This is a genomic window from Micromonospora sp. AB353 (assembly GCF_049538395.1).
Taxonomy (GTDB): Bacteria; Actinomycetota; Actinomycetes; order Mycobacteriales; family Micromonosporaceae; genus Micromonospora; species Micromonospora aurantiaca.
In genome coordinates this window covers 25,957-46,705 of record NZ_JBMVFV010000040.1, presented here as the reverse complement: position 1 = coordinate 46,705, position 20,749 = coordinate 25,957, and the positions used below count along the sequence as shown (strand labels likewise).

The 20,749-nt window shown below is 73.3% G+C and carries 24 protein-coding genes and 1 pseudogene; 7 read left to right on the top strand and 18 right to left on the bottom strand.

From position 1 onward, the window contains the following. Positions 1-238 precede the first annotated feature (238 nt). From frr to ACPCK6_RS17805, 5 genes are all read right to left on the bottom strand, one after another. Entirely contained in the window at positions 239-796 is a 558-nt protein-coding gene (gene frr, locus ACPCK6_RS17825) for a ribosome recycling factor (protein ID WP_318332909.1), read from the bottom strand. Positions 797-882: 86 nt separating this feature from the next. Further along, positions 883-1,650 carry a UMP kinase gene (gene pyrH, locus ACPCK6_RS17820; RefSeq protein ID WP_013284607.1) on the bottom strand — a complete coding sequence of 256 codons (768 nt, stop codon included), beginning with the start codon at positions 1,648-1,650 and terminating at the stop codon, positions 883-885. Positions 1,651-1,808: 158 nt separating this feature from the next. Then, on the bottom strand, positions 1,809-2,636 hold the full coding sequence (tsf, locus tag ACPCK6_RS17815; protein WP_423481670.1) for a translation elongation factor Ts: 828 nt from the start codon (positions 2,634-2,636) through the stop codon (positions 1,809-1,811). Positions 2,637-2,763: 127 nt separating this feature from the next. Further along, entirely contained in the window at positions 2,764-3,639 is an 876-nt protein-coding gene (gene rpsB / locus ACPCK6_RS17810) for a 30S ribosomal protein S2 (protein WP_396880309.1), read from the bottom strand. A gap of 320 nt (positions 3,640-3,959) precedes the next feature. Beyond that, positions 3,960-5,015 (bottom strand): hypothetical protein, encoded by a 1,056-nt coding sequence (locus ACPCK6_RS17805; RefSeq protein WP_423481669.1) that lies wholly within the window; start codon positions 5,013-5,015, stop codon positions 3,960-3,962. A gap of 257 nt (positions 5,016-5,272) precedes the next feature. On the opposite strand from ACPCK6_RS17805, the gene ACPCK6_RS17800 reads away from it, so the two are divergent. Genes ACPCK6_RS17800 through ACPCK6_RS17790 form a run of 3 tightly spaced genes read left to right on the top strand, consistent with a single transcriptional unit; the run spans position 5,273 to position 8,332 of the window. Beyond that, the gene (locus tag ACPCK6_RS17800) at positions 5,273-5,632 is read left to right on the top strand and encodes a YraN family protein (protein ID WP_073830500.1); all 360 of its coding nucleotides are present in this window, start codon (positions 5,273-5,275) and stop codon (positions 5,630-5,632) included. Between the two features lies 1 nt (position 5,633). Continuing rightward, complete coding sequence (locus ACPCK6_RS17795; RefSeq protein WP_423481668.1) at positions 5,634-7,154, top strand: YifB family Mg chelatase-like AAA ATPase; 1,521 nt, start codon at positions 5,634-5,636, stop codon at positions 7,152-7,154. Continuing rightward, entirely contained in the window at positions 7,151-8,332 is a 1,182-nt protein-coding gene (locus ACPCK6_RS17790; protein WP_423481667.1) for a DNA-processing protein DprA, read from the top strand. Before ACPCK6_RS17795 ends, ACPCK6_RS17790 begins: the two co-directional genes overlap by 4 nt. A 5-nt stretch (positions 8,333-8,337) precedes the next feature. Here ACPCK6_RS17790 and ACPCK6_RS17785 read toward each other — a convergent pair whose 3' ends face one another. Continuing rightward, positions 8,338-8,679, bottom strand: a complete 342-nt coding sequence (locus tag ACPCK6_RS17785; protein ID WP_396880305.1) for a hypothetical protein — start codon at positions 8,677-8,679, stop codon at positions 8,338-8,340. A gap of 408 nt (positions 8,680-9,087) precedes the next feature. On the opposite strand from ACPCK6_RS17785, the gene ACPCK6_RS17780 reads away from it, so the two are divergent. Continuing rightward, positions 9,088-10,092 carry a tyrosine recombinase XerC gene (locus tag ACPCK6_RS17780; protein ID WP_423481672.1) on the top strand — a complete coding sequence of 335 codons (1,005 nt, stop codon included), beginning with the start codon at positions 9,088-9,090 and terminating at the stop codon, positions 10,090-10,092. Between the two features lie 48 nt (positions 10,093-10,140). After that, positions 10,141-11,322 (top strand): aminotransferase class V-fold PLP-dependent enzyme, encoded by a 1,182-nt coding sequence (locus ACPCK6_RS17775; RefSeq protein ID WP_423481666.1) that lies wholly within the window; start codon positions 10,141-10,143, stop codon positions 11,320-11,322. A 13-nt stretch (positions 11,323-11,335) separates the two neighbouring features. On the opposite strand, the pseudogene ACPCK6_RS17770 reads toward ACPCK6_RS17775, so the two are convergent. Next, a pseudogene (locus tag ACPCK6_RS17770) lies at positions 11,336-11,758 on the bottom strand (murein hydrolase activator EnvC family protein); the annotation flags it as partial. Between the two features lie 320 nt (positions 11,759-12,078). Between ACPCK6_RS17770 and ACPCK6_RS17765 the strand changes: the two are divergent. Together ACPCK6_RS17765 and ACPCK6_RS17760 are read left to right on the top strand one after the other, a co-directional pair. Further along, on the top strand, positions 12,079-12,738 hold the full coding sequence (locus tag ACPCK6_RS17765) for a methyltransferase (protein ID WP_396880303.1): 660 nt from the start codon (positions 12,079-12,081) through the stop codon (positions 12,736-12,738). After that, positions 12,735-13,841 (top strand): sulfite oxidase, encoded by a 1,107-nt coding sequence (locus ACPCK6_RS17760; protein ID WP_423481665.1) that lies wholly within the window; start codon positions 12,735-12,737, stop codon positions 13,839-13,841. The genes ACPCK6_RS17765 and ACPCK6_RS17760 overlap by 4 nt, the downstream gene beginning before the upstream one ends. A 25-nt stretch (positions 13,842-13,866) precedes the next feature. Here the strand turns inward: ACPCK6_RS17760 and ACPCK6_RS17755 are convergent, their stop codons facing one another. From ACPCK6_RS17755 to ACPCK6_RS17705, 11 genes are all read right to left on the bottom strand, one after another. Beyond that, positions 13,867-14,190: a DUF2469 domain-containing protein gene (locus ACPCK6_RS17755; protein WP_011905215.1), complete on the bottom strand. Its 324-nt coding sequence runs from the start codon at positions 14,188-14,190 to the stop codon at positions 13,867-13,869. Beyond that, positions 14,187-15,062, bottom strand: a complete 876-nt coding sequence (locus tag ACPCK6_RS17750) for a ribonuclease HII (protein ID WP_423481664.1) — start codon at positions 15,060-15,062, stop codon at positions 14,187-14,189. The genes ACPCK6_RS17755 and ACPCK6_RS17750 overlap by 4 nt, the downstream gene beginning before the upstream one ends. Further along, the gene (locus tag ACPCK6_RS17745; protein WP_423481663.1) at positions 15,056-15,523 is read right to left on the bottom strand and encodes an NUDIX hydrolase; all 468 of its coding nucleotides are present in this window, start codon (positions 15,521-15,523) and stop codon (positions 15,056-15,058) included. The genes ACPCK6_RS17750 and ACPCK6_RS17745 overlap by 7 nt, the downstream gene beginning before the upstream one ends. Before the next feature lie 90 nt (positions 15,524-15,613). Continuing rightward, positions 15,614-16,246 (bottom strand): signal peptidase I, encoded by a 633-nt coding sequence (gene lepB, locus ACPCK6_RS17740; protein ID WP_318332897.1) that lies wholly within the window; start codon positions 16,244-16,246, stop codon positions 15,614-15,616. Continuing rightward, positions 16,243-17,127, bottom strand: coding sequence for a signal peptidase I (lepB, locus tag ACPCK6_RS17735; RefSeq protein WP_396880299.1), 885 nt, complete (start codon positions 17,125-17,127; stop codon positions 16,243-16,245). Before lepB (ACPCK6_RS17735) ends, lepB (ACPCK6_RS17740) begins: the two co-directional genes overlap by 4 nt. Positions 17,128-17,294: 167 nt before the next feature. Further along, positions 17,295-17,654: a 50S ribosomal protein L19 gene (gene rplS / locus ACPCK6_RS17730; protein ID WP_013284591.1), complete on the bottom strand. Its 360-nt coding sequence runs from the start codon at positions 17,652-17,654 to the stop codon at positions 17,295-17,297. A 143-nt stretch (positions 17,655-17,797) separates the two neighbouring features. Further along, positions 17,798-18,586, bottom strand: a complete 789-nt coding sequence (trmD, locus tag ACPCK6_RS17725; RefSeq protein WP_423481662.1) for a tRNA (guanosine(37)-N1)-methyltransferase TrmD — start codon at positions 18,584-18,586, stop codon at positions 17,798-17,800. Between the two features lie 27 nt (positions 18,587-18,613). After that, positions 18,614-19,153 (bottom strand): ribosome maturation factor RimM, encoded by a 540-nt coding sequence (gene rimM / locus ACPCK6_RS17720; RefSeq protein WP_396880297.1) that lies wholly within the window; start codon positions 19,151-19,153, stop codon positions 18,614-18,616. Further along, positions 19,153-19,413, bottom strand: coding sequence for an RNA-binding protein (locus ACPCK6_RS17715; protein ID WP_026268109.1), 261 nt, complete (start codon positions 19,411-19,413; stop codon positions 19,153-19,155). Before ACPCK6_RS17715 ends, rimM begins: the two co-directional genes overlap by 1 nt. Beyond that, entirely contained in the window at positions 19,388-19,846 is a 459-nt protein-coding gene (rpsP, locus tag ACPCK6_RS17710) for a 30S ribosomal protein S16 (RefSeq protein ID WP_018786330.1), read from the bottom strand. The genes ACPCK6_RS17715 and rpsP overlap by 26 nt, the downstream gene beginning before the upstream one ends. Before the next feature lie 243 nt (positions 19,847-20,089). Next, positions 20,090-20,737, bottom strand: a complete 648-nt coding sequence (locus tag ACPCK6_RS17705) for a ribonuclease FAU-1 family protein (protein WP_318336292.1) — start codon at positions 20,735-20,737, stop codon at positions 20,090-20,092. Positions 20,738-20,749: the final 12 nt, after the last annotated feature.

Below are 20,749 nucleotides of genomic sequence, written 5' to 3'. Positions count from 1 at the left end.
GGTACGAGAGCCACCACATGACGCAAGACCAAGACCATCCCCTACCGGCGTGAGACTTCCTGTTTACCGACCGACGGCCGGGCGACTCCCGCCGTTCACCCCGTGGTGGTCGGGAATCGTGCCGAGCCTACTGCACCCGTCGCGGCCCCGAGGGTGTGCGCCGCCGGGCACGACGACGGCACCGGGCCGCCGCCCGGGCGGGCGACGGCGCGCGGTGCCGTGCGAGGTACGCGGGTGCTCAGACCTCGAGCAGCTCGCTCTCCTTGTGCTTGACCAGCTCGTCGACGCTGGCGACGAAGCGCTGGGTCAGGTCGTCCAGCTCCTTCTCCGCGCGCCGGCCCTCGTCCTCGCCGACCTCGCCGTCCTTGACCAGGCGGTCCAGCTCCTCCTTGGCCTTGCGGCGGATGTTGCGGACGGCGACCTTGGCCTCCTCGCCCTTCTGCCGGGCGACCTTGATCATGTCGCGGCGCCGCTCCTCGGTCATCTGCGGCAGGACGATGCGGAGCTGGTTGCCCTCGTTGTTCGGGTTGGCCCCGAGGTCCGAGTCGCGGATCGCCTTCTCCATGGCGCCCAGCTGCGAGTTGTCGTACGGCTTGATGATCACCATGCGCGGCTCGGGCACCGCGATGGACGCCATCTGCGGCAGCGGGGTCGGGCTGCCGTAGTAGTCGATGACGATCCGGGAGAACATGGCGGCGTTGGCGCGTCCGGTACGGATGCCGCCGAACTCCTCCTTGGCGTGCTCGATGGCACGCTCCATCTTCTCCTCCGCCTCGAGGAGGGTGTCGTCGATCACCGGTCTCCTCGCCTCCTTCTGTCGCTCGTCGTGTGTGGTGCGGGTGCTGCCGTGGCAGAGGGACCGCTGCCGGTCCGGCGGGCCGGTCAGGCGGTGATCAGGGTGCCGATCTTCTCGCCGCCGACGGCCCGGACGATGGTGTCGTCGCCCTGGGCGCCGAAGACCAGCATCGGCAGGCCGTTCTCCATGCAGAGGCTGAACGCGGCGGCGTCGGCCACCCGCAGGTTACGGCGCAGCACCTCGGAGAAGGTGATCGAGTCGAGCTTGCTCGCGGTCGGGTCGATCCGGGGGTCGGCGGTGTAGACCGCGTCCACGCCGTTCTTGCTCATCAGCACCACGTCCGCGCGGATCTCCAGCGCCCGCTGGGCGGCGACCGTGTCGGTGGAGAAGTACGGCATGCCGGCACCCGCGCCGAAGATGACCACGCGGCCCTTCTCCAGGTGGCGGATCGCGCGCAGCGGGATGTACGGCTCGGCGACCTGGGCCATCGTGATGGCGCTCTGCACCCGGGTCTCGATGCCCTCCTTCTCCAGGAAGTCCTGGAGGGCCAGGCAGTTCATGACCGTGCCGAGCATGCCCATGTAGTCGGCGCGGGCCCGGTCCATGCCGCGCTTCTGCAGCTCGGCGCCGCGGAAGAAGTTGCCGCCGCCGACCACCACCGACACCTGCACGCCGCGGCGTACCACGGTGGCGATCTGGCGGGCGATGCCCTGTACGACGTCGGGGTCGACGCCGATCGCGCCGCCGCCGAAGACCTCACCGGAGAGCTTCAGCACCACCCGGCGGGACCGACCGGGCGGAGGGGCGGTCGGGTCCTCCGCCGCCAGGCTCCGGTCACTCACAACCTGCGTCATCCGCCCCGCCCCTTCTCCCCGCGCATCGCGCGAGCGTCGCGTACGTGCCCCTGCCGACCCTATGTGACGAGGAGGCCGCGGTGCCTGTCGCGTACACCGGCGGCCTCCTCGTCGACGTTCTCCCCTGTGCCCCGGGCCGTCCGGCCCGGTGCGGCGGCTCAGGCCTGGCCGACCTCGAACCGCAGGAAGCGGGTCACCTCGATGCCGGCGTCGGCCAGCACCTGCTTGACGGTCTTCTTGTTGTCGGCGACCGACGCCTGCTCCAGCAGGACGAAGTCCTTGAAGAAGGCGTTGACCCGGCCCTCGACGATCTTCGGCAGCGCCGCCTCGGGCTTGTTCTCCTCGCGGGCGGTCTGCTCGGCGATGCGCCGCTCGGACTCGACGGTCTCGGCCGGCACCTCGTCGCGGGTGAGGAACTTCGGCCGCATCGCGGCGATCTGCATGGCCACGGCGCGCGCGTCGGCGTCCGCCGCCTCGTCCGACTTGCCGGTGAACTCGACCAGCACGCCGACCGCCGGGGGCAGGTCCTGGCTCTTGCGGTGCATGTAGACCGCGGTGGTGCCGTCCAGCTTGGCGAAGCGGTTGAGCACCAGCTTCTCGCCGATCTTGGCGGACTGCTCCTGGATCAGGTCGGCCACGCTCTTGCCGTCGATGCTGCTGGCGAGCAGCTCCTCGGCGTTGGTGGCGCCGCTGGCCACGCCGTGCTCGACCAGCTGCTGGGCCAGCGCGATGAAGGCGTCGTTCTTGGCGACGAAGTCGGTCTCGCAGTTGAGCTCGAGCAGCGCCTGGCCGGAGTGGGCGATCAGACCGTTGGCGGCGGTGCGCCCGGCCCGCTTGCCGACGTCCTTGGCGCCCTTGACGCGCAGGATCTCGACGGCCTTGTCGAAGTGGCCCTCGGCCTCGGTCAGCGCCTTCTTGGAGTCCATCATGCCGGCGCCGGTGAGGTCGCGGAGCTTCTTGACGTCCGCGGCGGTGAAGTTGGACATGACTCTCTCTTCGGTGTCAGTGAGGTGGTCTGGGGTGCTGGTTACCCGGTTCCGGGCCGGTTCTGCCCGGCGTACCCGTCACGTCCCCACCGCCGGGAACCCGGACGGTGGGGACGCGACGGCGAGATCACTCCGCGGAGGCGGTCGCCGGCTGCTCGGCGGCCGGCGCGGCCGGCTCGGCGGCAGCGGCGGCGGCGGGCTGCTCGTCGGCCTTCTTCGGCTCCTCGAGCAGCTCGCGCTCCCACTCGGCCAGCGGCTCGTCGGCGCCGACCTGGCCGGCCTCGGGCTTCTCGTCCGCGCCCCGGTTACGGCCGGAACGGGCGATCAGGCCGTCGGCGACGGCGGCGGCCACGACCTTGGTCAGCAGCTCGGCCGAGCGGATGGCGTCGTCGTTGCCCGGGATCGGGAAGTCGACCTCGTCCGGGTCGCAGTTGGTGTCGAGCACCGCGATCACCGGGATGCCCAGCTTGCGGGCCTCGTCGACGGCGATGTGCTCCTTCTTGGTGTCGACGATCCAGACCGCGGCCGGGAGCTTCTGCATGTCCCGCAGACCACCGAGGGTCTTGGTGAGCTTGATCTTCTCGCGGGAGAGCTGGAGCGTCTCCTTCTTGGTGTAACCGGCGGCGGTGCCGCTCAGGTCACCCAGGGCCTCCAGCTCCTTCATCCGCTGCAGCCGCTTGTACACGGTCTGGAAGTTGGTCAGCATGCCGCCGAGCCAGCGGTGGTTGACGTACGGCTGGCCGACCCGGGTCGCCTGCTCGGCGATGGCCTCCTGGGCCTGCTTCTTGGTGCCGACGAACAGGATGCTGCCGCCACCGGCGACGGTGGTGCGGACGAACTCGTACGCCTTCTCGATGTAGTCGAGCGTCTGGCGCAGGTCGATGATGTAGATACCGTTGCGCTCGGTGAAGATGAAGCGCTTCATCTTCGGGTTCCAGCGGCGGGTCTGGTGCCCGAAGTGCACACCGCTTTCCAGCAGCTGACGCATGGTCACGACGGCCATGGTGGGTTACTCCTACGTTGTCCCTGGTTGTCCGTCCAGCCGGCGGCCGGACGCCTGGCGCCCGATCGCCGGCCAGGGTGGGCCCGGTACGTCAGACCGGGACCAGGGAGGCCGTCGCCCCACGGAGGAGACCGTGGAGAGGGCACGCGAGGTCGACCGCGCGAGGCGGTCGCCAGTCGACCAGTGTACGCGCCCTCTCCGCTGCCCGGCCCCCGGGTGCGGGAGGCCGGCTTGATCGACGCAGGTACGGCGAAGTGGCGGTGTCAACCTGTCGGTGACACCGCCACTCCGGCGTACTGGCTCAGCGGTCGGTCAACCGCTCATCCCGCCGCGAGGGCGGCGGCGAGGAAGAGGACCAGCCCGACGGTCAGGTAGGCGGTCGGCGGGCGCAGCCAGCCCCGGCTGCCGTCGGCGAGCGCCAGCCCGCCGGTACGCAGCCCGTACAGGCCGGTGCCGAAGATCGGCAGGCCGACCACCAGGAAGATGCCCACCACGACGTGCGACGTCGACACCGGGTCACCGAACAGGCCGTGCAGCAACACCCGCACCGCCGGCACCTCCAGCACCAGCACCATCACCGCCAGCAGCACCGCCAGCGCGGGGCGCCGGGTCCGGTAGACGCCGTCACCGGGCGGCGGACCGTCCGGTCGGGGCATGAGTGCCGGCATCGGGCCGGTCGGCATCTCCAGCGGGTTCGGGGTCGCCGCCGGCTGGGCCGGACCACCCGGACGCTCGCCGATCCGCAGCGGAGTGGCCTCGCCGGGATTCAGCCGTGCCGCGGCGGCCGATTCGGCCCCGCCGTCGGCACCGGGCGCCGGCTCGACGACCGGGTAGCCGCCGATCGGGCTGAGCCGGGGCTTCTCGACGCCGGCGGCAGCGCTCCGGGCGTCGACGCCCACGCCGCCCGCCGGGTCGCTGCCGTGGGCGATGAGGCCGTACGGGTCGGCACCGGCCGGTGCGGCGCCGGTCAGCGGGGCGGTCGCCGGCGTACCGAGCGTGCTCGACAGCGGGTTGCCGTGCGCGGCGGTGCCGAGCGCGTCGACGCCGCTGCGGGACACCGCGGCGAGCGGGTCGGCCGCCGACTCGCGTGCCGCGCGACGGCCGGCGCGCGACCCGGGCAGCTCACCGGAGACCTCCGGGTCGTCCGGACGCTGCGACCGCCAGCTGCTCGTGTCGTCCACCAGCGGATCGGCGGCGGAGTACCGGCCCGGCTCGGCGTACCGGTTCTCACCGGCGCGCTGCTCGGGCGTGCGGTAGTCGTCGTCGCGGTAGCGGGGCTCGCCCGCGGCGCGCCAGTCCGACTCGTATCCCCGGTCGCCCCATCGCGACCCCTGCTCATCCTCGGAATAGCTGCGTCGTCCGTCCACGACCGGCACGGTATGCGACGGGCACCAGCGACGCCATTCGGGCCTCCCGCGGATCGGCCCAGGTCAGCGTCGAAATCGCCGGGTCGCCGACAAAACACGCTCAGTAGCCGACGGCGTGAAGATCGGCGCGACGTCCCGGCAGGGGACGTGCCGCTCCGTAGCAGATCGGGCTCATGATCGTCGTTCCGTCCACAGGCGGCACCTTGTCCACAGGCAACCGATCCGCGTCACCCGTGACGGTGGCGTCCGGTCGCATCCTGGCCGGCATGACGAACCGGAACCGAGCCGTCGGGGCGTACGGCGAGCGGTGCGCGCTACGGCACCTGATCGAGACGGGCCTGCGCCCGGTCGCCCGCAACTGGCGCTGCCCCGAGGGCGAGATCGACATCATCGCCTGGGAGGGCCCGGTCCTCGCCATCTGCGAGGTGAAGACCCGCCGCACCGAGCAGTTCGGCTCCCCCGCCGAGGCCGTCGTGCGGGCCAAGGCCCGCCGGCTGCGCGGCCTGGCCGCGCGCTGGCTCGCCGAGACCGGCACCACCGCCGACGAGGTCCGCTTCGACGTGCTCTCCGTCCGGCTCCCGCTCACCGGCCCCGCCCGCGTCGAGCACCTCCGCGGCGCGTTCTGACATGGGGTACGCGAAAGTGCTGAGCGTCGGCCTGGCCGGAGTCGCCGGCCATCTCGTCGAGGTCGAGGCCGACCTGGCTCCCGGACTGCCCGCCGTGATCATCTCCGGCCTGCCGGACACCGCGCTGCACGAGGCGCGCGACCGGGTCCGCGCCGCGATCGTCAACTCGGGCCAGAAGTGGCCCAACCGGCGCATCACCCTCAACCTGCTCCCCGCGACCCTGCCGAAGTACGGCTCGGCGTTCGACCTCGCCATCGCGCTCGCCGTCCTGGCCGGCTCGGGCGAGCTGCCGCCGGTCGCCCTGGACGCCACTGTCGTGCTCGGTGAACTCGGCCTCGACGGCGCGGTACGCCCTGTCCGCGGCACGCTGCCGATGGTCGCCGCCGCCGCCCGCGCCGGGCACACCCGCGTCGTCGTACCCGCCGGCAACGCCGCCGAGGCGGCAGTCATCCCGGGCGTACGCGTGCACGCGGTCGACACGCTGCACCGGCTCGTCGCCCACGTCCGCGACGGCAGCCCGCTGCTCGCCCCGCCCGCCCACGTCCCGGCCGGCGGCACGGCCGGGCCCGACCTGGCCGATGTGGCCGGGCAACCGCTCGGACGGCGCGCTTTGGAGATCGCCGCCGCCGGTGGCCACCACCTCGCGCTGTTCGGCCCACCCGGCGCCGGCAAGACCATGCTCGCCGAGCGGCTGCCGTCGATCCTGCCCGCGCTGGACGACGAGGCAGCCCTGGAGGTGACCGCGCTGCACTCGATCGCCGGCCTGCTGCCACCCGGCGGCGGGCTGCTGCGCCGTCCCCCGTTCCAGGCGCCGCACCACACCGCCACGGTGCCCGCACTCGTCGGAGGCGGTTCCGGGCTGGCCCGGCCCGGCGCGGTGTCGCTCGCCCACCGCGGGGTCCTGTTCATGGACGAGGCGCCCGAGTTCAGCAAGGGCGCGCTGGAGGCGTTGCGGCAGCCGCTGGAGAACGGCCGGGTGCGGGTGGCGCGTACCCGGGGCGGCACCGAGTACCCGGCCCGCACCCAACTGGTGCTGGCGGCGAACCCCTGCCCCTGCGCGAAACCCTCCGGTGACGTCGACTGCGAGTGCCCGCCGCTGGCCCGGCGACGCTACCTGGGGCGGCTGTCGGGTCCGCTGCTCGACCGGGTGGACGTGCAGGTCCGGCTGAAGGCGGTACGCGCGGCGGAGCTACTGCGCACCGACGCCGCTCAGGAGTCCTCGACCACCGTCGCCGCCCGGGTGGTCGCCGCGCGGCACGCCGCCGCCGAGCGCTGGACGGCCACCGGGCACCGGGTGAACGCCGACGTCCCCGGCCCGTACCTGCGCCGGCCGCCGTGGCACCTGCCCGCCCGGGTCACCACGGATCTGCGCCGCCGGCTCGACACCGGTTCGCTGTCCGCGCGCGGCTACGACCGCGTACTCCGCCTCGCCTGGACCATCGCGGACCTGGACGGGCGGGACCGGCCCGCCCACGACGACGTGGCGGAGGCCATCCAGCTCCGGACGGGAGAGGTCGCGTGAGCGCCGACGACCGCCGGTTGGCGCGGGTAGCGCTCACCTGGCTCGCCGAACCCGGCACCCGGTCGGTATACGCCCTGGTCGAGCGGCTCGGCCCGGTCGCGGCACTCGATCTGCTGCTGTCCGGCGGGGCACCGGAGCGGACGCTGCGGTCGGCCGTCGCGGCGCGCGGCGCCGCCGGTGACGCCCGGGCGGTCGCCGCCGACGCGCTGGCCCGCGGCGAACGGCTCGGGGCCCGGCTGGTCACCCCGGACGACGACGAATGGCCCACCCAGGTCGGCGACCTGCGCCTGCTGGCGCTCTCCGGCGCCACCCGGCGGGTCGACGTGGAGACCGATCCGCCGCTCTGTTTCTGGGTACGCGGAGCGTGGCCGCTCGGTGAGGCGCTGGCGCGCTCGGTGGCGGTCGTCGGCGCGCGTGCCGCCACCCCCTACGGTGCGCACATCGCCACCGAGCTGGGCTACGGCCTGGCCGACCGGGAGTGGACAGTCGTGTCCGGTGGGGCGTTCGGCATCGACGCCGCCGCGCATCGCGGGGCGCTGACGGCGGGCGGGCGCACCGTCGCCGTGCTCGCCTGCGGGGTGGACCGCCCGTACCCGATGGGCAACGCCGCGCTGTTCGACCGGATCGCCGAGACCGGCCTGCTGGTGAGCGAATGGATTCCGGGCGCGGAGCCGCTGCGGCCCCGGTTCCTCATCCGCAACCGGGTCATCGCGGCGGCGACGAACGGCACGGTCCTCGTCGAGGCCGCCGCCCGCAGCGGCGCCACCCAGACGCTCAACCGGGCGCTCGGCCTGCGCCGCCCGGCGATGGTGGTGCCCGGTCCGGTGACCTCAGCGATGTCGGTCGGTGGGCACGAGGTGCTGCGGGAGCGGCCGGAGGCCCGGCTGGTCGCGAACGTCGCGCACGTGCTGGAGGAGGTGGGACGCATCGGGTACGACCTGGCCCCGCCCGCCCGGGCGCCCGAACGCCCCCGGGACCGGCTCGACGAGGAGGCCACCCAGGTGCTGGAGGCGCTGCCCCGCCGCCGGGCCCTCGACGTGGAGAGCGTCGCGGCGCGGGCGGGCGTGGACCTGCGCACCGCCATGCGCAAACTGTCCATGCTGGAGGAACTGGCGATGGTGGTACGCCGCGACGACGGCTACGCGCTCGCACCGCCACCACCGGTCGACCGCTCGTGAACGCGTCAGTCGCCCTCGAACCGGATCTCGGCGTTGCGGCCCTCGGCACATCGGCGGACGAGCCGGGCCAGCCGGTGCACGTGGTCGACCTCCACCGGCGCCCCGGCCACCTCGGCCAGGCACCGCAGCTCGGCGAGCAGTTGCGGCATCCGCTCGGCGCCCACTGTCAGCTCGCCGAGCGGGTCGACGCGGTCCAGCAGCGGGGTCCGCCCACCGCCCCGGACACGCCTGAGCAGGTCGAGCAGCACGTCCTGCGGATCCGCCACGGCCTCGATCGAGACGTACGCGGGCCGACGACGACCGGTGCCCGCCGATATCTGCCGGTAGAGGACGGCGTCCACTCCCACTCTCGGCCTCCTCGTACCGGCGTCACCGTCACGGGGACGCACTGGCCTGATCGCGGCCGGATCGACCCTCCGTCGGGGCCGGCCCGGCCACGCTGCCCGCCGGTCGCCGCACCGGAGCGTGCCGCAGCATGAGTTTCCCCTGTCCAGACCGGCCTCTGCCACCCCGCTCAGCGCGTCGTCACGTATCCCACGCCGGAAGGACGCGGGCGACGTGGCGGACGGCACAACCCACGTGCCCACCGCGAGGACGAGAGCAACGGCACGGCGAACGGCAGCGCTCCGGCCTTACGCTGGAGCGGTGATCGCCGTCCGCTCTCGCCGCCGCGACCGTGTGCGCCAGGACCGGGTGCACCGGTGAGCAAGCGGCAGCGCGGCACCCGGGACGCACACGAGGAACTGCCTGCCTCGATGCGCGAGGCGGTGGACGACTTCGCCGACCACCTGTCGCGGGTCCGCAACCGCTCCGTCCACACCGTCCGGGCGTACGTCACGGATCTCGTGTCGCTGCTGGACCACGCCGTCCGGATGGGCTGCGCCGAACTGCCGGAGCTGGACCTCGCCGTGGTGCGCAGCTGGCTGGCGAAGCAGCGGACCATGGGTGCGGCCCGGACGACGATGGCGCGACGCGCCGCGGCGGCCCGGACGTTCAGCGCCTGGGCGCACCGGACCGGCCTGCTCGCCGACGACCTCGCCGCGCCGCTGGCCAGCCCTCGCGCACGGCGGGAACTGCCCACCGTGCTGCGGGCCGACCAGGCCGCCGCTCTCGTGGAGGCCCCGTCGCGGCAGCACCCGGGCCCGGCCGAGGCCGACCCCCCGACGGCCCACCCCGACGGCGTAGGACTCGGAGACGACCACGGAACGGTCGCCGAGCCGGCGTCCGCCGAACCGGCCGGCGACGGACCGGCCGGCGCGGTGCTGCTGCGCGACCGGCTGCTGCTCGAACTGCTCTACGGCACCGGGGTACGCGTCAGCGAGGCGTGCGGCCTCAACGTCACCGACGTCGACCAGGCCCGCCGGGTGGTACGCGTGCTGGGCAAGGGCGGGCGGGAACGGTCGGTGCCCTACGGAGTGCCGGCCCAGCGGGCGCTCGACGCCTGGCTGCGCGACGGCCGGCCTGCTCTGCTGACCCCGGGCTCGGGCCGGGCACTACTGCTCGGAGCCCGGGGCGGGCGGCTCAACCCGACCACCGCGCGGCGGATCGTGTCCGGGTGGGCCGGTGCCGCCGGGGTACCACGGGTCACGCCGCACGGGCTGCGCCACTCCGCAGCGACGCACCTGCTCGAAGGGGGCGCGGACCTGCGCGCCGTGCAGGAGCTGCTGGGGCACTCGTCGCTCGCCAGCACCCAGATCTACACGCACGTCTCGGTCGAGCGGCTCCGCGCCGCGTACCGCCAGGCCCACCCCCGCGCCTGACCGCCGAATCCGGGCAGCGCATGATCCATCCCGGGCTAGGATCGACGGATGACGGTGCCGCAGCCACCCGAGCCGATTCCCGGGGCTCGGCTGCTCTTCTCCCTCGATCCCTCCGTCAGCCACCTCAACCACGGCGCGTTCGGCGCCGTACCGATCGCCGTGCAGCGCGCCCAGCAGCGCCTGCGCGACGAGATGGAGGCCAACCCGCTGCGGTTCTTCACGCAGGGCCTGGTCGACCGGATCGCCCACGCCCGCCGGCACCTGGCCACGTTCCTCGGCGCCGATCCGGGCAACACCGCGCTCGTCGGCAACGTCACCGCCGCAGCGGCGGTGGTGTTGCAGTCGCTGGCGCTGCGCCCCGGCGACGAGATCGTGACCACCGACCACGGGTACGGGGCGGTGGCCCTGTCGGTCGCCCGGGAGTGCGCCCGCACCGGGGCGGTGTCCCGCACCCTGCCGGTGCCGCTGACCGCCACCGACGAGGAGGTGGTCGAGATCGTCCGCAGCGGGCTGCGCCCCGGGCGTACCAGGCTGCTGATCGTCGACCAGCTCACCTCGCCGACCGCACGGCTGTTCCCCGCCGCGGCGATCGTCGCGGTGGCCCGGGAACAGGGCGTGCCGGTCCTGGTGGACGCCGCGCACGCACCCGGCATGCTGCCGGCCACCGTCGCGTCGGTGGGCGCCGACTTCTGGGTCGGCAACCTGCACAAATGGGCGTACGCGCCACGCGGCACCGCAGTGCTCGTGGTGGCGCCGCAGTGGCGGGAGAGGATCCAGCCGCTCGTCGTCTCGTGGGAGCAGGACAGCGGCTTCCCGATCCGGGTCGAGTGGCAGGCGACGCTCGACTACACCGGCTGGCTGGCCGCGCCGGTGGGCCTGTTCACGTTGCGCAGCCTCGGCGTGGACCGGGTACGCGCGCACAACGCGGCGCTGGCCGCGTACGGGCAACGGGTCGTCGGGGACGCGCTCGGTGTGGCGCCGGAGCGGCTGCCGGAGCCCGGCGGACCGGCGGTCGCCATGCGGCTCGTGCCGCTGCCGCCCGGTGTCGCGACGACGCTGGACGCGGCCCGGGAGCTGCGGGCCCGGATCGCGGACCGGCTCGCCGCCGAGGTGTCGATCGCCGGCTGGAACGGGCGCGGCTACCTGCGGTTGTGCGGGCAGGTCTACAACACCCCCGACGAGTACGACCGGCTGGCCGTCCGGCTGCCCACGCTGCTCGCCCAGGGCTGAGCGACACAGTCGATCACCCGGCGGGGACGGGGTGCAGCGGGAGCAGCCGGACCCGGCCGAGCCCGAGCAGGGCCAGCGGATCGAGGTACTCCGCGTCGCGTCGCAGTCCCCAGTGCAGGCAGGCCGCCTCGGCGCAGCCCTGATGCCCGGCGAGCAGGTCGCCGACCGGCGTGCCGGCGTCCACAGGGGTACCGGCGGTGAGCCCGGGGCGGACCGGTTCGTATGTGGTGCGCAGCCCGCCGGAATGGCCGACGGTGAGCACCGGCCGGCCGGCGACGGTGCCGGCGAACAGGACGGTCCCGGCGCCGGCCGCCAGCACCGGCGCGCCCGGCGCGGCGGCGAGGTCGACGCCCCGGTGCCCGGACAGCCAGGGCTGCGGCGGCGGGTCGAAGCGCCGCACCACCCGGGGCGCGCCCGGCAGCGGCCACCGGAACCGCCCGCCGGACGCACCCCGACGTCCCGCAGCCGAGCCGTCCGCCGCCGAAGGACCAGAAGCCGGGGCACCCGCAGGTAACCCCGACAACGGCCCGACCGAGGCCGGCAGCGTCGCCCGGGAAGACGCGGAGGGCCCCGGCAGGCAGACGACGAGGAACAAGACCACGGCGGGTGAGATCGAGGAACGCACGCGACCACCCTGCCCACCCCGGGCACCCTCCCGCGCACCCCACCCGTCCGCCCTGTGGACGACGCACCGACTGTGGACGAGCGCCGAGATCGGGGCCGATCTGCTACGGCCGGGACGCCTATGCTGGCCGGGTGACGAAGGACTGGTACGCCTGGCACAGCGACTACGACCAGCCCGAGTCCGCACTGGCCCGGCGGCTCGCCGAGGTGCGGCAGCGTGTCGCCGACGCCCTCGATGCGGCGCCGCCCGGGCCGCTGCGCGCGCTGAGTCTCTGCGCGGGCCAGGGCCGCGACCTGATCCCGGTGCTGGCCGCCCATCCCCGGGGCGCCGACGTGACCGCCCGCCTGGTCGAGCTGGATCCGCGCAACGCCGATCCGGCCCGCCGCGCCGCCGCCGACGCGGGGCTCACCGGCGTGGAGGTGGTGACCGCTGACGCCTCGCTGACCGACCGCTACGCCGATCTGGCCCCGGCGGACCTGGTGCTGGCCTGCGGCATCTTCGGCAACATCAGCGACGACGACATCCGGGCCACGGTGCGGCACTGCGCCTCGCTCTGCGCCACCGGCGGCACGGTGCTGTGGACGCGGCACCGGCGCGAGCCGGACCTGGTGCCGGTCATCTGTGAGTGGTTCGCCGAGGAGGGCTTCGAGCCGGTCGCGGTGAACAGCCCGGCCGAGGGTGTGGGCGTCGGTGCGCACCGCTTCACCGGCACGCCCCGCCCGCTGGCGCCGGGGGTACGGATGTTCACGTTCGTGGGCTATGACGTGCTGGAGCGGACGGAGCAGCCGTGACCACTGTGGACGACGTCAGCCGGCCCTCGCGGGTGGCCGGGCCGGACGAGGCGATCAGCGCCGAGGAGCTTCAGCTCGCCGCGCGTAACCACGGCATCCCGCTGGAGGCGCTGCGTTACGACGTGACCCCGGCGGGCCTGCACTACCTGCTCATCCACTACGACATCCCCGACGTCGACCCGGCCGCGCACACGCTGAACGTGTCCGGCGCGGTCGAGCGTCCACTGCGGCTGGACCTGGCGGCGCTGCGCGACCGGCCCCGGGTGACCCACCGCGTGACGTTGGAGTGCGCCGGCAACGGCCGGGCGCTGCTGCGTCCCCGTCCGGTCAGCCAGCCCTGGCTGGTGGAGGCGGTGGGCAACGCCGAGTGGACCGGTACGCCGCTGGCACCGCTGCTGCGTGAGGCCGGCCTGTCCGGCGACGCGGTGGGCGTGGTGTTCACCGGCGCGGACCACGGAGTGGAGCGCGGCGTCGAGCAGGACTACCAGCGGGCGCTGCCGGTCGCCGACGCGCTGCGCGAGGAGGTGCTGCTGGCGTACGAGATGAACGGCGCTCCCCTGCTGCCGCAGCACGGCGCGCCGCTGCGCCTGATCGTGCCCGGCTGGTACGGCATGGCGCACGTGAAGTGGCTGCGCGACATCACCGTGGCGACCGAGCCGTTCGACGGCTACCAGAACGCGGTGGCCTACCGGCTGCGGCGCGACGCCGACGACCCGGGTGTGCCGGTGACCCGGATCGAGCCGCGTGCGCTGGTACGTCCGCCCGGGTTCCCGGATTTCATGTCCCGCATCCGGGTGCTGCGGCCCGGTCCGTGCACTCTGGACGGCCGGGCCTGGTCCGGCCACGCGCCGGTGACCTCGGTCGAGGTGACGACTGACGGCGGTGGGACGTGGACAGCGGCGGTCCTGGACGAGCCGGCCGGAGGCGAGTGGGCGTGGCGCCGCTGGTCGGTGAACTGGACGGCGACGCCGGGGCGGTACGTGCTCGGCGCCCGGGCGACCGACGCGTCGGGGCGTACCCAGCCGGTCGAGCAGCCGTGGAACCGGGGCGGGTTCGCGAACAACCTGGTGCAGCGGGTCGAGGTGGTCGTGCCGGCGGAGTGATCGGGGGGCGTTCAGCCGCCTCCGGTCAGCTCCCGAATCCGGAATCTGCGGGAAGCGAGATGTCGGGCTTTTCAAGCTCTTCCACATTGACGTCCTTGAACGTCATTACTCGCACATTCTTGACGAAACGGGCAGGGCGGTACATGTCCCACACCCAGGCGTCGTGCATCTCGACCTCGAAGTAGACCTCGCCGTCGGAGTTGCGCACGTGCAGGTCGACCTGGTTGGCCAGGTAGAAACGGCGCTCGGTCTCCACCACGTAGGAGAACTGGCGGACGATGTCCCGGTACTCCCGGTAGAGCTGCAGCTCCATCTCGGTCTCGTACTTCTCGAGATCTTCCGCGCTCATCGCACTCCGCCTTCCATGACCACATCTTCCCCCACCGACGCCGGAGGTCGCGGCTGCTCGCCCAACGCCACGCCGACGGTACCCCCTGACGCGCCGCAGTGCCCCATCGGATCGTCCGGGCGGCCGGCGAACGCTCCGGGCCCGAGACCCGGCAGCCCGGCCGCGGGCTCGGGCGACGCCGCGTCGGCGCCCACCGGTCGGCGGGCGCGGGGAGGCCGGCCGTCCCGTCCGGAGACGGCGGCCACGTTCACGTACGAGAAGCGGTGTTCCCGGCAGGGCCCGAGCGCGCGCAGGGCGGCGCTGTGCTCGGCGGTGATGTAGCCCTTGTGCTCGGCGAAGCCGTAGCCGGGGAACCGCCCGTCCAGTTCCACCATCATCCGGTCCCGGGTGACCTTGGCGAGCACGCTCGCCGCCGCGACACACGCGGCCACCCGGTCACCCTTCCAGACCGCCAGGCCCGGCACGTCCAGCCCGTCGACGCCGAAGCCGTCGGTCAGCACGTACTCCGGGCGGGTGGTGAGCGAGGCGAGCGCCCGGCGCATCGCGGCGAGGTTGCACACGTGCAGCCCGCGGGCGTCGACCTCCTCGGCCGGGATGACCACCACGGCGTACGCCAGGGCCCGTGCCACCACCTCGTCGTAGACGCGCTCGCGGGCGGCGGGGGTGAGCAGCTTCGAGTCGGCCAGCTCGTCGATCTCGCCGCGCCGGCCCTCGGGCAGGATCGCGGCGGCGGCCACCAGCGGCCCGGCGCAGGCGCCCCGGCCGGCCTCGTCGGCGCCCGCCACGTGCCGGAAGCCACGCCGTTGCAGGGCGCGCTCCAGCGCGTACAGGCCGCCGTCGCGGCGGACCACGGTGCGCGGCGGGGTCAGCATGCGGCGCCTCCCGCGAGCACGGCGCCGAGCCGGCCGGGCAGGTCCGGCGGGTAGTAGCGCTCGGCGGTGGCGGCCAGCTCGGTGACCGGCCACCAGCGGTGCCCGTGCACGCTCGCCCGTTCGACGTCGTTGAAACCCGCGGTGTCGACGTCCCAGACCGTCACCCGGACCAGGTAGAACTGCTGCTCCTGGCGGTACCAGACCCCGTCGAAGGGGAACTCGACCGTGTCCGACCAGACCGGCGTGCCCAGCTCGGCCGGGGCCAGCCGCAGGCCGGTCTCCTCGGCCAGCTCCCGAATGGCGCCGTCGGCCGGGGACTCCCCCGGCTCCAGCCCTCCGCCGGGGGTGAACCAGTAGCGGTGACCCGGCCGGGCCGGATCACTGCCCTCGAAGAGCAGCACCCGGTCGGACGCGTCGACCAGCAGCACCCGGGCCGCGCGACGAGGGGTGTAGACGGTCACCGCACCAGCCTGCCAGACGCCTGCGACGAACGACCACGCCCTCCCGCCGCCGGCGCCGGGCCGGCGTGCCGCAGCGTGGCGCGGGCCTGCTCAGGGATTGGGGATCCCGTCGAACTGCTTCGGAACGCTGAGCCAGGTCGCGCGGCTGACCGGCCAGAAGATGGTGAAGGCCCGGCCGACGACCTCGCCCTCGGGGATGGTGGCGACGTTGATGTCCTCGCCCGACTGCTGCCAGTGCTCCAGCGAGTCGCCGGACGCCTCCCGGTGGTCACCCATGACCCACAGGCGCCCCTTCGGCACGGTGATGTCGAAGTCCTGGTCGGCGGGCTTGTTGCCGGGGAAGACGAACGGCTCGTCGATCGGCTTGCCGTTGATGACCAGCCGCTCCTGGCCGCCGGTGCGGTCGCAGCAGACCACGTGATCGCCGCCGACGCCGATGACCCGCTTGATGAAGTCCTCGCCGTCGGGGTTGCCGCTCCATTCGGTGGGCGCCTTGAAGACGATGACCTCACCCCGGTGCGGCGAGCGGAAGTCGTAGACCAGCTTGTTGACAAGCACCCGATCGTCGATCTTGAGGGTGTTCTCCATGGACGGCGACGGGATGAAGAAGGTCTGCAGCACGAAGGCACGCACCAGCACCGCGACCAGGATCGCCACGCCCAGGAGGATGGGCAGCTCCTTCCAGAAGGAGCTGCGGGGCTTCTCGGTCTGCTCGTCGATCACGGGTGGAGCCTACGTCGCCGGGTACGCCGCGGTCGCCCCGAACCCGCCAGAACGGTGAGCGTCGCCGCGACCGGGAGGATCAGGACGACGCCGCCGACCGGGTCGGGATCCACCGGCACCGGCCCCGGCGCCGCCGCGGCGTCCGCGCGCGGCACGCTCGCGAAGGTCTCCGGTACGGGCAGACTCGTCCACCGCTGCGAGGGCCAGACGATCATGAAGGCGCGGCCGACCACGTTCTCGATCGGCACCGGTCCCTGACATCGGGCGTCCTGCGAGACCAGCCGGTGGTCACCCATCACGAAGATCTGCCCCGGCGGCACCACCACCTCGGTGAACTGCCGGGACCGGCACTCCTTGGGATTGGGTGGCAGCTCGACCGGGGAGTCCTCGGAGACGTACGCCGTCTCGTCCAGCGGCACCCCGTTGACCACCACCCGGCCGTCGTCGCAGCACCAGACCTTGTCGCCCGGTACGCCGATGACGCGCTTGATGAAGTCCTTCTCGCCCGGGCGGCTGACGCCCACCAGGTCACCGAGCGTGCGGCCGACCCGGCCGGCGAAGTTCGTCGGCGGCGCGGGCGCCTCCTGGGCGACCCAGCGGTCGGTGCCCCGGAACACCACCACCTCGCCGCGGATCGGATCCCGGACGTCGTAGACGACCTTGTTGACGAGCACCCGGTCACCGACGAGCAGCGTGTCCTCCATCGACCCGGAGGGGATGAAGAACGCCTGGAGCAGGAACGTCCGGATCAGCACCGCGAGGCAGAACGCCACGATCAGCAGCAGCGGCAGCTCCTGCCAGAGCGGCATCTGGCGGCGGCCGCGGCGGGCCCGCCGGCGCCAGGGATCGACGGCGCCGTCCTCGTCAACCATCTGCACCATGCCACTCTCCGGTCCGCGGAAACGACACTACCGCCCGGGAGTCCCCTCGGAGACCCCACGGGCGGTAGTGGACCGTTTCGCACCGTCCGGCTGCGCCCGTACCGACCAGGGTAATGCGGTCTGGTCGATACGACATCCGCGCAGGCCGGGCGGCGTGGCGAACGCGATCAGTTCGCCGGCTGCTTCTCCCGCAGCTCCTTGATCTTGGCCTTCTTGCCGCGCAGCTCACGCAGGTAGTAGAGCTTGGCGCGACGCACGTCACCGCGGGTCACGACCTCGATCCGGTCGATGCCCGGGCCGTTGAGCGGGTAGGTCCGCTCCACGCCGACCCCGAAGCTGACCTTGCGGACCGAGAAGGTCTCGCGCAGGCCGTCACCCTGGCGGCGGATGACGACGCCCTGGAAGATCTGGACCCGGGAGCGGTTGCCCTCGACGACCCGCGCGTGCACCTTGACGGTGTCACCGGCACGGAAGTCGGGCAGGTCGGTACGCTTCGACTGGGCGTCAAGGGCGTCCAGGATGTTCATCGCTGCGTCCTCGTGAGGCTCACGGCGCATCGTCAGTCGATGCGCGGATGGGTGATTCTGACCCCCGGGTGGTGGCCGGCGAGACCGGCCCCGGTCGAGGGTCCTCGCAGCCGCCCACGGCGTGGACGGATGCGGCAACCCCTCTACTTTGCCACATGCCCCGGTGGCGGGGAAAATCCGCCCCGGTCCAGCGTCGCCCGGTCCCGCTCGTCGAGCGCCTCCGGGGCCAGCGCGCCGATCATGTCTGGGCGCCGGGCCGCGGTCCGCAGCAGCGACTCGTCGCGCCGCCAGCGGTCGATCCGGGCATGGTCGCCGGAGCGCAGCACCTCGGGCACGTCCATCCCGCGCCAGCTCGCCGGCTTCGTGTAGAGCGGGGCCTCCAACAGCCCGTGCGCGTGCGACTCCTCGTCCAGCGACCCGGCGTTGCCGAGCACACCGGGCAGCAGCCGGGTGACCGCCTCCAGGATCACCAGCACGGCCACCTCGCCGCCGAACAGCACGTAGTCGCCGAGGGAGACCTCGGTCACCGGCATCCGGGTCGCCGCGTGGTCCAGCACCCGCTGGTCGATGCCCTCGTACCGGCCGCAGGCGAACAGCAGGTGCGACTCGGCGGCCAGCTCGTGCGCCAGGGCCTGGGTGAACGGGACGCCGGCGGGCGACGGCACGAGCAGCCGGGGCAGCGTGTGCCCGTCCGGGCTCAGCTCGCCGGGCGCCAGCGCGTCCAGGGCCTCACCCCACGGCTCCGGCCGCATGACCATGCCCGGACCGCCGCCGTAGGGCGTGTCGTCGACGGTGCGGTGCACGTCGTGGGTCCAGGTCCGCAGATCGTGTACGGCCAGCCGCAGCGTGCCGTTCGCGCGGGCCTTGCCGATGAGCGACAGGTCCAGCGGGGCGAAGTACTCAGGGAAGATCGATACGATGTCGACGCGCATGCGGTGGCTCCAGCCGGAGGTCGAGAGCTAGAGGTCGAGCAGGCCACCGGGCAGGTCGACGACGACGCGACCGCCCGCCAGATCCACCTCGGGCACGATCGCCTTGACGAACGGGACCAGCGCGGTACGCCCCTCGGGGCGCCGCAGCACCAGCATGTCGGACGCGGGCGCGTGGTCGATGCGGGCCACCTCGCCCACGTGCTCGCCGTCGCGGGTGACCACGGCGAGCCCGACCAACTGGTGGTCGTGGAACTCCTCCGGGTCCTCCGGCGGGGCGACGTCGGCGCTGTCCACGCCGAGCAGCGTGTTGCGCAGTGCCTCGGCGACGTTCCGCTCCAGCACGCCCTCGAAGGCGACGAGCAGGCGGCCCTGGTGCCAGCGGGCCGACTCGACGGTGAGTGTCGGCGGCACCCGCCAGGCGCCGGGCTCCGACGGGGTGACCCCCGGCTCGGTGGTCAACACCGAGCCGGGGGCGAACCGTGCTTCGGGCTCGTCGGTACGCACCTCCACGGTGACCTCACCGCGGATGCCGTGCGGCTTACCGATCCGGCCGACGACGAGAAGCATCAGTACGAGTCGACGATGTCGACGCGTACCCCACGCCCGCCGATGGAGCCGATCACCTGACGCAGCGCCTTGGCGGTCCGGCCGGACCGCCCGATCACCGTGCCGAGGTCCTCGGGGTGCACGCGGACTTCGAGGCGCTTGCCCCGACGGGAGTCGACCATGCGCACCCGGACGTCGTCCGGGTGGTCGACGATGCCCTTGACCAGGTGCTCCAGAGCGGGACGCAGCGGCATGTCAGGCCTGCTCGCCGGACTCGGCACCGGTCTGCTCCTCGGCCTTGGGGGCCTCGGCCTTCGGCTCCTCCGCCTTGGCGGCGGCCTTCTTGGCCGGCTTCGCCGGGGTGTCCGCCACGCCGGCGGCGGCCTTCGCCTCGGCCTCGTACGCCGCCTTGCGGTCAGCCCGCTCGGGGGCGACCTTCAGCGGCGGCGGGGCCGGCAGGCCCTTGAACTTCTGCCAGTCACCGGTCAGCTCCAGCAGGCGCTGCACGGCCTCGCTCGGCTGGGCGCCGACCGAGAGCCAGTACTGGACCCGCTCCGACTTGACCTCGATCACCGAAGGGTCTTCCTTCGGCTGGTACACACCGACGAACTCGATCGCGCGACCGTCACGCTTGGTGCGCGAGTCGGCGATGACGATGCGGTACTGCGGGTTGCGGATCTTGCCCATCCGCAGGAGCCGGATCTTTACGGCCACAGTTGTTTCGCTCCTGTTGCGATCTCACCGGCCCGTACGGGCGGTGTGGCGGGTGAGCGCCGACCGGCACAGTGGGGTTTGGGCCGGAGACTGCTCGGTGAACTGGCGACGCGCCCGGGTTAGAGGGCGCCGGACGCGTGCCGGATACCAGCGAACCATTCTGCCAGATCGGGACCGGAACTCTCACACCGGACCCGGACACCACGCCCGGGGGCAGCCCGGGCCGTGACCGAGGACACTCGTTCAGCGCACCGGCGGGCGGTCCCACCCCGGTGGAAGTTCGTCCGGCGCATCCCATTCGGCGGGCGGGGTGAAGTCGCACCAGGTGCCGTCGAACGGGAACTCGCCCGCCTCGGCGATCCGGATCACCCGCTCGCCCTCGGCGCGTACCGCCTTCTCGTCTGTCACCCAGTAGTGCTCCGGGAACGCCAGCCGCTCGGCGAACTCGTCCTCGTCCTTCCACTCCCAGCTCAGGTCCGGGTGGACCACGACGTCGAGATCCTGGTCGACCATGTCGACCCCGGCCACCGTGCCGTCGTCCCAGCGGACGCCGGGCTCCTCCAGGTTGACGTACCAGTTCTGGAAGCGGCCGGCGGCGTCGCGGAACCACCAGACCGAGTGGGCCGCGCCGGTGGGCAGGAACTTCAGCACCGGCGGGCCGTTCCACAGCCCCTGCGCGAGCCGGTAGGACGACGTCACCCACTCGGCGAACGGCACGGCCCGCATGCCCAGGCCGGCGGCGTTCACCTCGTGCGCGACGGGCGCCTCGCGCGCCACCCAGAGCACCAGGCCGCGCTCGTCGTCGGAGACCACGCGGGCCGACCGGACCCAGCCGATCCGGCCGTTGCGCACGTTGCGGTGCATGATCAGCCGCCCCGGCTCGAACCGCACGCTCACCCCCGC